The organism is Enterobacter sp. Li2LvB3, from assembly GCF_056156645.1.
Genome location: NZ_JBSICG010000033.1, coordinates 39,990 through 49,436 on the forward strand (window position 1 = coordinate 39,990; position 9,447 = coordinate 49,436).

At 49.3% G+C, this 9,447-nt stretch carries 10 protein-coding genes; 4 read left to right on the top strand and 6 right to left on the bottom strand.

Going from position 1 to position 9,447, the window contains the following annotated elements; genetic code table 11:
* Window positions 1–84 precede the first annotated feature (84 nt).
* Window positions 85–600, bottom strand: a complete 516-nt coding sequence (gene yihI / locus ACS603_RS21500; protein WP_182063043.1) for a Der GTPase-activating protein YihI — start codon at window positions 598–600, stop codon at window positions 85–87.
* Between the two features lie 581 nt (window positions 601–1,181).
* On the opposite strand from yihI, the gene yihA reads away from it, so the two are divergent.
* Window positions 1,182–1,811, top strand: coding sequence for a ribosome biogenesis GTP-binding protein YihA/YsxC (yihA, locus tag ACS603_RS21505; RefSeq protein ID WP_474944915.1), 630 nt, complete (start codon window positions 1,182–1,184; stop codon window positions 1,809–1,811).
* 98 nt (window positions 1,812–1,909) lie between these two features.
* On the opposite strand, the gene spfP is transcribed toward yihA, so the two are convergent.
* Both spfP and polA read right to left on the bottom strand, forming a co-directional pair.
* Complete coding sequence (gene spfP, locus ACS603_RS21510; protein ID WP_071892919.1) at window positions 1,910–1,957, bottom strand: small protein SpfP; 48 nt, start codon at window positions 1,955–1,957, stop codon at window positions 1,910–1,912.
* Between the two features lie 166 nt (window positions 1,958–2,123).
* Window positions 2,124–4,913, bottom strand: coding sequence for a DNA polymerase I (polA, locus tag ACS603_RS21515; RefSeq protein ID WP_474944916.1), 2,790 nt, complete (start codon window positions 4,911–4,913; stop codon window positions 2,124–2,126).
* Window positions 4,914–5,351: 438 nt separating this feature from the next.
* On the opposite strand from polA, the gene ACS603_RS21520 reads away from it, so the two are divergent.
* Window positions 5,352–6,260, top strand: a complete 909-nt coding sequence (locus tag ACS603_RS21520) for an acyltransferase (RefSeq protein ID WP_395676688.1) — start codon at window positions 5,352–5,354, stop codon at window positions 6,258–6,260.
* A gap of 14 nt (window positions 6,261–6,274) precedes the next feature.
* Here the strand turns inward: ACS603_RS21520 and dsbA are convergent, their stop codons facing one another.
* The 3 genes from dsbA to ACS603_RS21535 all read right to left on the bottom strand — a co-directional run bounded on the left by dsbA (window position 6,275) and on the right by ACS603_RS21535 (window position 8,257).
* On the bottom strand, window positions 6,275–6,898 hold the full coding sequence (gene dsbA / locus ACS603_RS21525; protein ID WP_182063047.1) for a thiol:disulfide interchange protein DsbA: 624 nt from the start codon (window positions 6,896–6,898) through the stop codon (window positions 6,275–6,277).
* 27 nt (window positions 6,899–6,925) lie between these two features.
* The gene (locus ACS603_RS21530; RefSeq protein ID WP_315687369.1) at window positions 6,926–7,912 is read right to left on the bottom strand and encodes a serine/threonine protein kinase; all 987 of its coding nucleotides are present in this window, start codon (window positions 7,910–7,912) and stop codon (window positions 6,926–6,928) included.
* A gap of 75 nt (window positions 7,913–7,987) precedes the next feature.
* Window positions 7,988–8,257, bottom strand: coding sequence for a YihD family protein (locus ACS603_RS21535; protein ID WP_014072418.1), 270 nt, complete (start codon window positions 8,255–8,257; stop codon window positions 7,988–7,990).
* A gap of 68 nt (window positions 8,258–8,325) precedes the next feature.
* Here ACS603_RS21535 and mobA point away from each other — a divergent pair, with 68 nt between their 5' ends.
* Window positions 8,326–8,910 carry a molybdenum cofactor guanylyltransferase MobA gene (gene mobA, locus ACS603_RS21540; RefSeq protein ID WP_182063049.1) on the top strand — a complete coding sequence of 195 codons (585 nt, stop codon included), beginning with the start codon at window positions 8,326–8,328 and terminating at the stop codon, window positions 8,908–8,910.
* The gene (mobB, locus tag ACS603_RS21545; protein WP_182063050.1) at window positions 8,907–9,410 is read left to right on the top strand and encodes a molybdopterin-guanine dinucleotide biosynthesis protein MobB; all 504 of its coding nucleotides are present in this window, start codon (window positions 8,907–8,909) and stop codon (window positions 9,408–9,410) included. The genes mobA and mobB overlap by 4 nt, the downstream gene beginning before the upstream one ends.
* The last annotated feature ends 37 nt before the right edge of the window (window positions 9,411–9,447 follow it).

Here is a 9,447-nt window from a genome sequence, read left to right on the forward strand (position 1 = left end):
CCGTAGTTTAACGAATAACCACACCAGATAACATATAACCGGAAGGGTTATAAGCAGGACTGTCGTACCTGCCGGGTGCAAATGTTAGTTTCCACCCTTCAGAAGACGCATCATATCTTCCTGCTTCTCTTCTTCTTCTTCGTCATCTTCATCGTCGTAAGACAGACCAAGTTTCTGCATTAGCTCATCGATACGATCCAGTTTGGCATCAACCCACGACTGTTCTTCAGCGGTCAGGGCCTCTCCCTCTTCAAGACGTTCCAGCAGCGCGTCCAGGCGCTCATCATTCTCCAGCATATCCAGCTCAGCCTGCGGTGAAAGCATAGGTTTCTCGCTCTTTGGTTTGTGCTGCTTAGTGACCGGGGTGTCTGTCACGCCCAGTTGAATGGGAGTTTTACTGCCGATACGCGGATCTTTCTGCTGCTTGTTTTTCGCAGAAGAGGACGATTCACCGCTACCGTTCGCACGGCTGCCCGCAGCATGACCACGATGCTTTTTATCGCGTTTACGATCGCGCGCTTCCTGGTTCAGTTCTTCGCGCGTTTTGCGGCGTGCTTTTGCAGGGCGTTTTGCGCCCGCTACGGAGGTCGGTTTTTTCATGATGTTTTATCTTTAAGTCGTTTTCTTCAGTATAGAATTGCGGCGAAATCTAGCAGAAAGCAAGCAAAGAAAAAAGGCGACAGAGCAATCTGTCGCCTTTTTTCCTGACTCACAACCCTTAACGGGTCAGACATTCCTTGTTTGCCTACAACGAACCCTGTTTTATCCTTTGGCAGATACCGTCCGTGATACGGTTCCCTTTCCTGTTTTAAACGCCTCCAGGCGCTTGTCATCCTGACAATCCTGAGTCTTCGCCTCCTGGCGCTCCTGACCCTTATCCTTAAGTCGTTATCCTGTTGGCATCCTCGCCTTGCCGCACACTTTACCTTGTTCCATTAAACTAACAAGCAACAGAAAGGTACAAAAGTGGATTTTAAGAAAATTACCCATAATTAACTTTATGATTTTAAATGGTTTGTGTTTTTTAACACCTGCGATTTCTCTGAGATCTCCCATAGCATCTATGGCAGATCTCCTACACCGTCTGCGGTTATGGCCTACAGGGTTATTACGATGAGAAAAGCCTTTTGCCCGCATTCAGGTATAATCCCCCACAGATTACGATTTCTGGAGACGACCACGTGACTACCTGGAACTACCAACAGACGCATTTTGTTACCAGTGCGCCTGATATTCGCCACTTACCTTCTGATACAGGGATTGAAGTTGCATTTGCTGGCCGCTCCAATGCGGGGAAATCCAGCGCCCTGAATGCGCTGACCAATCAGAAAAGCCTGGCGCGTACGTCAAAAACGCCTGGCCGTACTCAGTTGATCAACCTGTTTGAAGTGGCTGACGGTAAACGTCTGGTCGACTTGCCAGGCTATGGTTACGCGCAAGTACCGGAAGAGATGAAGATCAAATGGCAACGTGCGCTGGGTGAATACCTGGAAAAACGCCTGTGTCTTAAAGGTCTTGTGGTTCTGATGGATATTCGCCATCCATTGAAAGACCTCGATCAGCAAATGATCGACTGGGCCGTGGCGAGTGATATTGCGGTGCTCGTGCTGCTGACGAAAGCCGATAAACTGGCGAGCGGCGCACGTAAAGCACAAGTGAATATGGTTCGCGAAGCGGTACTGGCATTTAATGGCGATGTGCAGGTTGAGCCATTCTCCTCGCTGAAAAAGCAAGGTGTCGACAAACTGCGTCAGAAGCTTGATGGCTGGTTCAACGAGCTGGAGCCCGCGACAGAAGCGGAAGAAGAGTAATAACGCGCGCGGCAATGACCGCGCTTTTTTTTGCCCGCAATTTTCTTTGGCACAATAAAAAACGCCCCAGTCATTACTGACTGGGGCGGCTAAAATATTCAGCCAAATCCGATTACGTGAAGTAAAAGGTCTGAAAGATAGAACATCTTACCTCTGTACCCTACGTCGTTAACTCTACTCTTTTTTTATCGATCGAAAAAGCACTTTTCGTAGTTTTTTTTCATTCTTTACATAGGGAATTCTAATGATCATCACAAAACGCACCTGGTTATGTTGCTAAGTTACATAAAAAGCACGTTATTCGCCTGACCCTTAGTGAGCTTGATCCCAGTTTTCCCCACTGCCCACTTCCACCAGCAATGGCACATCCAGTTTCATGCTGCTTTCCATCAGTTCGTGGATCTTTTTCGACACAGCAGCCAGGTCATCTTTATGCACTTCGAACACCAGTTCATCGTGCACCTGCATGATCATGCGCACACGCGGTTTCTCGTGTTCCAGCCAGGCATCAACGGCAATCATTGCACGTTTAATGATGTCAGCTGCGGTACCTTGCATCGGGGCATTGATCGCTGCACGCTCTGCGCCGGCACGGCGAGCTGCATTGCTGGATTTAATGTCCGGCAGATAAAGACGACGGCCCTCCAGAGTTTCAACGTAGCCTTTCTCCTTCGCCTGGGCGCGAGTACGCTCCATATAGTCCAGCACACCCGGGTAACGCTCGAAGTAGAGATCCATATACTTCTGCGACTCTTTACGCGGAATGTTGAGCTGACGCGAAAGCCCGAATGCGCTCATGCCATAAATCAGACCGAAGTTGATCGCTTTTGCACTACGGCGCTGCTCGTTCGTCACGCTTTCTAGCGGCAGGCCAAACACCTCTGCTGCGGTAGCGCGATGAATATCCTTCCCTTCGGCAAATGCAGTCAGCAAACCTTCATCACGCGACAGATGCGCCATAATACGCAGTTCAATTTGCGAGTAGTCCGCAGAGACAATCAGGTAATCATCCGGGGCAATAAACGCCTGGCGAATACGACGCCCCTCTTCATTACGAACCGGGATGTTTTGCAGGTTTGGATCGGTCGATGAAAGTCGCCCGGTCGCAGCAACCGCCTGATGATAGGAGGTATGCACACGCCCTGTTTTCGGGTTAATCATCAATGGTAGCTTATCGGTATAGGTCGATTTAAGCTTCGCAAGCCCACGATACTCGAGGATCACTTTTGGCAGCGGATAATCCAGCGCCAACTCCTCAAGCACTTCTTCAGAGGTCGATGGTGCGCCGCCAGGGGTTTTCTTCAATGGCTTGATGCCCTGTTTTTCAAACAGGATAGTTTGCAGCTGTTTCGGCGATGACAGGTTAAACGCCTCGCCGGCAAGCTCATGCGCTTTTTGCTCAAGCTCGGTAAGACGTTGCGCCAGCTCACCCGAGTGGTTATGCAGCACCGTTGGGTCGATTTTCACGCCGTTGCGTTCAATACGGGACAGCACCGGCACCAGCGGCATTTCGATATGCTGGAATACGCTCAGCGGGCCTTCGTTCTTCTGAAGCTTTGGCCACATCTTCAGATGCAGTTGCAGCGTTACGTCGGCATCTTCTGCCGCATAGCGGCCTGCTTCTTCCAGCGCAATCTGGTTAAAGGTCAGCTGGTTTTTACCCTTACCGGCAATCTCTTCAAAGGTAATGGTTTTGTGCTTCAGCCAGCGATCGGACAAGGAGTCCATATCGTGACGGCCTGCAACGCTGTCCAGAATGTAGGATTCCAGCATGGTGTCGAAGGCAATACCGCGCAGCTCAATACCGTAGTTTTGCAGGATGCCACGGTCATATTTAAGGTTTTGCCCCACCTTAAGGACTTTGTCGTCTTCAAGAAGAGGTTTGAGCAATTCCAGCACGCGCTCGCGAGGAATTTGATCCGGTGCGTCCAGGTAGTCATGCGCCACAGGGACATATGCAGCCAGGCCCGGCTCCGTTGCAAACGAGAGGCCAACCATATTGGCGGAGATGTTGTCGAGGCTGTCCGTCTCAGTATCGAACGCGAAGACCGGTGCCTTCTTCAGTTTTTCAATCCACGCAATTAACTGCGCTTCTTCAAGCAGGGTTTCATAGTGTTCAGAAGACAGGGCGCTCACCGGCTCTTCTTCTACTTCAACCTCAACTTCGAGGGTTTCTTTTGGTTTTGCCGCAGGTTTAGCACCCTTCGCCTGCATCCATTTGCCTGCTTCGACGTCTGTCGTCCAGCGTTTGAATTCGTATTTTTTAAACAGACTGAGCAGATCGTCCGCTGACGGTTGCTGCACTTCAAGTTGCTCGCAACCCAGCTCCAGCTCAACGTCAGTTTTGATGGTTGCCAGTTTATAAGAGAGGTAAGCCAGATCTTTATTTTGCTCAAGCTTAGCCGCCATCGTCTTCGCGCCGCGGAATGTCAGGCTCGCGATTTTATCTGATTCGCCGTAAAGCGTATCCAGCCCGCCAAGCCCCTGCAACAACGCCTGAGCCGTCTTTTCACCCACACCCGGTACGCCCGGAATGTTATCGGAGGAGTCGCCCATTAAGGCAAGGAAATCGATGATCAGTTCGGGCGGCACACCGTATTTGGTGACAACTTCTTCTGGCCCCAGAATGGTGTTCGTCATGGTGTTAATCAGGGTGATCCCTGGCGTCACCAGCTGCGCCATATCTTTATCGCCGGTGCTGATAAGCACGGGACGGCCCAGTTTTTCGGCTTCACGCGCCAGCGTGCCGATTACGTCATCAGCCTCTACCCCGGACACCGCCAGCAGCGGCAGACCCATCGCTTTCACCATCGTGTGCAGCGGTTCTATTTGTGCGCGCAGATCGTCAGGCATTGGCGGACGATGAGACTTGTAGTCTTCGAATAATTCATCACGGAAGGTTTTGCCCTTCGCATCAAAAACAACGGCCGCATGGGTCGGTTGATACTGAAGGATCAGGCTGCGCAGCATGTTTAACACGCCATACATCGCGCCGGTAGGCTCTCCTGCGCTATTGGTCAGAGGAGGAAACGCATGATACGCCCGATACAGGTAAGAAGAGCCATCGACGAGAATAAGAGGGTTTTCTGGGATCTGAACCATAATGTCCGTGCCTTTAATCAATTTATGGGTAAAGGATGCCACAGAAGGATGAAAACATCAGTTTTTAGCGCTGATAACAGGAAAAGATTTTGCGATCGTGAGGATCGCTCGCAAATTTCAATCTGTGGATAAGTTTGTGCATATTTTTGCTTCATATGAATAACAGCCATGAAAATTATATACCACATTCTATTTTTATATTTAATATCAGTTAGTTGATTATTGATCCGGGATCTCTTTCGTCAACTGATGACAATTTACTCCATGTGGATATAAGCCTTGCCATTCCCACCATCATAGTGGAATCGTCTGCTGCTGAGTAAAAGCCTCAGGCTCGCGGTATGAAAGCGCCATTATTGTGTCTGTTTTCTGGTAAAATCAGCGCCCAGCGCCGGAAACCGGCCGCACCTTATAGATAACTATCTGAAAATGCTCATTATGTTGAGATTACTTGCTGCGATAACATTACTGTTAAGCATCATTTTAACTATTCTGGTTACCATCGCCTGTTCGGTGCCGATTATTGTCGCCGGAATAATTAAACTGCTGTTGCCTGTTCCCGCAGTCTGGCGCGCGGTTTCTACATTTTGTAATTTTATGATGTACTGCTGGTGCGAAGGTTTGGCCATACTGCTTTACCTGAATCCCCGCCTGAAGTGGGATGTTGAAGGTCTGGACAGACTGAACAAAAAGAACTGGTATTTGCTTATCTGCAATCACCATAGCTGGGCAGATATCGTGATTTTATGCGTGTTGTTCCGCAAACATATCCCAATGAACAAATACTTCCTGAAACAGCAGCTAGCCTGGGTTCCTTTTATTGGTCTGGCCTGTTGGGCGCTGGATATGCCGTTTATGAAGCGCTATTCGCGCAGCTATCTGATCCGCCATCCAGAACGCCGCGGTAAAGATGTAGAAACCACGCGCCGCTCATGCGAAAAGTTTCGGGCGCATCCGACGACCATCGTTAACTTTGTTGAAGGCTCGCGTTTTACTGAAGAAAAACGCCAGCAAACGCGCTCACCTTACCAGAACTTATTACCACCGAAGGCCGCAGGAATTGCGATGGCGCTTAACGTATTAGGGGAACAGTTCGATAAGCTGCTTAACGTCACCTTATGCTATCCGGAAAACGATAAGACGCCATTCTACGATATGCTCAGCGGCAAATTAACGCGGATTGTGGTGCGGGTCGATCTGGTGCCTGTGGATGCAGAGCTGCATGGTGATTACGTTAACGATAAGAATTTCAAACGTCGTTTCCAGCTTTGGCTCAATACACTCTGGAAAGATAAAGACGAGCAGATAAACAACATAAAATCTTCATATAAAAACGCCGGTCACTGACCGGCGTTTTTTTCTTACTTCTTCTCAACCAGATATTTCACGGTATCGGCATACTGTTGTACGAAGATATCCATGCTGCTGGTATCCATGCCCTGCATGTTCAGCTGGTATTTGCCGTTAACATACATCGCCGGAACCCCCTGCAATTGCAGGTCGGCTGCCGCTTTCTCTTGCTGAGCAACCAGAGATTTCACCACGAAGCTGTTCCAGGCCGCGTCATAATCTTCGCCCTTCACACCCGCATCAACGAATACTTTACGGATATCAGCAGTCGTTTGCACAGTCTGGGTTTTCTGCACAGCTTCAAACATTGGGGAGGTGATCTTGTCTTCCACACCCAGGGCAATGGCAACCGCCCACGCCTGAGTCAGGTCTTTGCCCAATGGGCCCAGGAACTCAACGTGGTACTTGGTCATTTTGGTGCCTTCCGGCAGCTTTTTCTTCACGTTGTCAGAAACATGCAGCACCTGCTCAAACTCATAGCAGTGCGGGCAATAGAACGAAAAGAACTCCAGAACCTGTGGCTCACCCGCTACTGGCTTCTCGAGCGTGATGAACTGCTTGCCGTCAGTAAACTGAGCAGCAGAAGCGCTAAATGCCAGAATCATACCTGCCAGCGCCAGCCAAATTTTTTTCATGATCAACTTTCTCCTGGGTGTGTCCAATTAATACATCGGCGTTAATTGCAGAGGGGGTTCCTGAAGAACCTTAACCTGCTCGGTAAATGTGGATATCTGGTTGCGCCAGTAATCCTCCCCGGTAAGCCACGGGAAATTTCGGGGAAATGCGGGGTCATCCCAACGCCTGATTAACCATGCGAGATAATAAACAAAACGCATCGCACGTAAAGGTTCAATCAGGGCAATTTCGTCTGAATTAAAGGGACTAAACTCTTCATAAGCTTCAATGATGGTTTCAAGCTGCATACGCTGCTCGGCTTTGTCCCCATTGAGCAGCATCCACAGATCCTGAACGGCTGGCCCCATTCGGGCATCGTCCAGGTCAACAAACAGTGGGCCATCACGCCAGAGAATATTACCGGCATGGCAATCCCCATGCAGACGAAGCACTGGAATATCGTCGCGCCAGCATGACTTCACCGCATCGATTAGTTTATCCGTCGCAGCGAGAAAATTATCTTTCAGCATTGCCGGGATAAGTGCTGACGATTCGAATACCTGACGTGGCTCCTGAAGATATTCCTGAATGCCCATGGTCGGGCGAGCAATAAACGGTTTTTTACGGCCAGTCTGATGGATTCGCCCAAGATAACGCGCAACCCATTCCATTTGATCGATATTGTCGGCTTCGAACTGGCGGCCACCCAGGCTGGGAAATACAGCAAAGTAGAATCCCTGGTGAGTGAGCAACGTCTGGTTATTGAATTTCAGCGGCGCGGCAACAGGGACATCGTCCTCCAGCAGATCGTGGGCAAACTGATGTTCTTCCTGGATTTGCTCCGCGGACCAGCGCTCGGGGCGATAAAATTTAACGACAAAACGCTGCCGATCCTCGTCCTGAAATTGATAGACGCGGTTTTCGTAGCTATTTAAGGGAGTTAACCCGGAATCCACCCGAATACCCTGCTCAAAAAGGGCATCCATAATGGTATCCGGGTGCAATGTCTGGAAAGTAAAAGCCTGGTCGTTCATCCGATCATCCGGAAAATATACGAATGATTCAGGATATCATCTTGTGGCGATTTCGGAGTCGCCGCTTACAAGCTTTTACTCTTTAATTACGCCACGTGCGCGCAGTAATGCGGTTTTAAAATCTTCCTCATAATCTTTCTGAATACCCGGAATAACAGCATCTTTTGCAGAGTCGCGCATTTTAAGGTGATAGATCAGGATGTCATCAGAAAGGTCTGTCAATTCACCGTCATAACCTGACTCTTTCGCCAGTTTCTGCAAAAATTGCATCAGGTTCAGCTCTGGCTCTTTTTGCCAGGCCGGCTGGAGGAGTTCAATAACTTCATTCAGACGTTTACATTTCATGGTGGTGCTCCTTTCATTTAGAAAGACACGTTAGCAGGGTCAATCCCACAATAAAAGAGGCGATATTCGTGAATCGATATCAGGAAATTACCGGTGTCGTTCTGGCAGGCGGAAGAGCAACGCGTATGGGAGGGAAAGATAAGGGGCTTGAGGAGCTAAACGGTAAGCCCTTATGGAAACATGTCGCCGACACTCTGTCAGGCCAGGTCGCATCAATCGCCATTAGCGCTAACCGCAATATCGATATTTATGAGCGTAGCGGATTTGCAATCTATCAGGATAAGCTTGCTGATTACCCGGGTCCTTTGGCTGGAATGCTCTCGGTGATGCAGCAATCTCAGGGGGAGTGGTTTCTTTTTTGCTCGTGTGATACGCCTTTTATTCCGTCTTGCCTTGTTGAGCGCATGGCGATGCAACGAGGCGTATCACCCGTTGTCTGGGTACATGATGGTGAACGGGATCATCCAACAATTGCATTAATTAACAAAGCGTTAGTCCATGACCTGCAAACTTATCTTGCGGCGGGTGAAAGGCGAGTGATGGTATTTATGCGCCAGTCTGGCGGGCATTCTGTTGATTTTAGCGATTTGAAGTCGGCGTTTATCAATGTGAACACAACGGAAGATCTTCAGCTGATGCAGGTGAAACGATGACACCGATTTTGGCCATTTCAGCCTGGAGTGGAACAGGTAAAACCACACTCCTGAAAAAACTGATACCTGCCCTTTGCGATAAAGGGATCCGCCCGGGGTTAATCAAACATACTCATCACAATATGGACGTAGATAAACCCGGTAAAGACAGTTACGAACTTCGCAAAGCAGGCGCAGCGCAGACGATGGTGGCAAGTACCCAGCGCTGGGCATTAATGACTGAAACGCCTGATGAGGCACCGCTGGATCTCGCTTATCTGGTCAGCCGGATGGATCATTCGTTGCTGGATTTGGTCCTGGTGGAAGGATTTAAACATGAAGCAGTACCGAAAATACTGCTTTTCAGACGCGATGCGGGGCACGATATCGCTGAATTAACGCTGGATGAACATGTTATTGCAGTGGCCAGCGATATAGGGTTAGACCTGCCAGTACCGGTTCTTGATTTGAATGATGTGGACGGGATTGCAGAGTTTATTATGACATGGAGTGCGGCCTGACTTCGCCTTACCCTGCCTATAAAAACCTGTGGTTCAG

Coding starts and splice junctions, on each gene's coding strand:
- yihI (WP_182063043.1), bottom strand. CDS start 600: ATGAAAAAACCGACCTCCGTAGCGGGCGCAAAACGCCCTGCAAAAGCA.
- polA (WP_474944916.1), bottom strand. CDS start 4,913: ATGGTTCAGATCCCAGAAAACCCTCTTATTCTCGTCGATGGCTCTTCT.
- ACS603_RS21520 (WP_395676688.1), top strand. CDS start 5,352: ATGTTGAGATTACTTGCTGCGATAACATTACTGTTAAGCATCATTTTA.
- dsbA (WP_182063047.1), bottom strand. CDS start 6,898: ATGAAAAAAATTTGGCTGGCGCTGGCAGGTATGATTCTGGCATTTAGC.
- ACS603_RS21530 (WP_315687369.1), bottom strand. CDS start 7,912: ATGAACGACCAGGCTTTTACTTTCCAGACATTGCACCCGGATACCATT.
- ACS603_RS21535 (WP_014072418.1), bottom strand. CDS start 8,257: ATGAAATGTAAACGTCTGAATGAAGTTATTGAACTCCTCCAGCCGGCC.
- mobB (WP_182063050.1), top strand. CDS start 8,907: ATGACACCGATTTTGGCCATTTCAGCCTGGAGTGGAACAGGTAAAACC.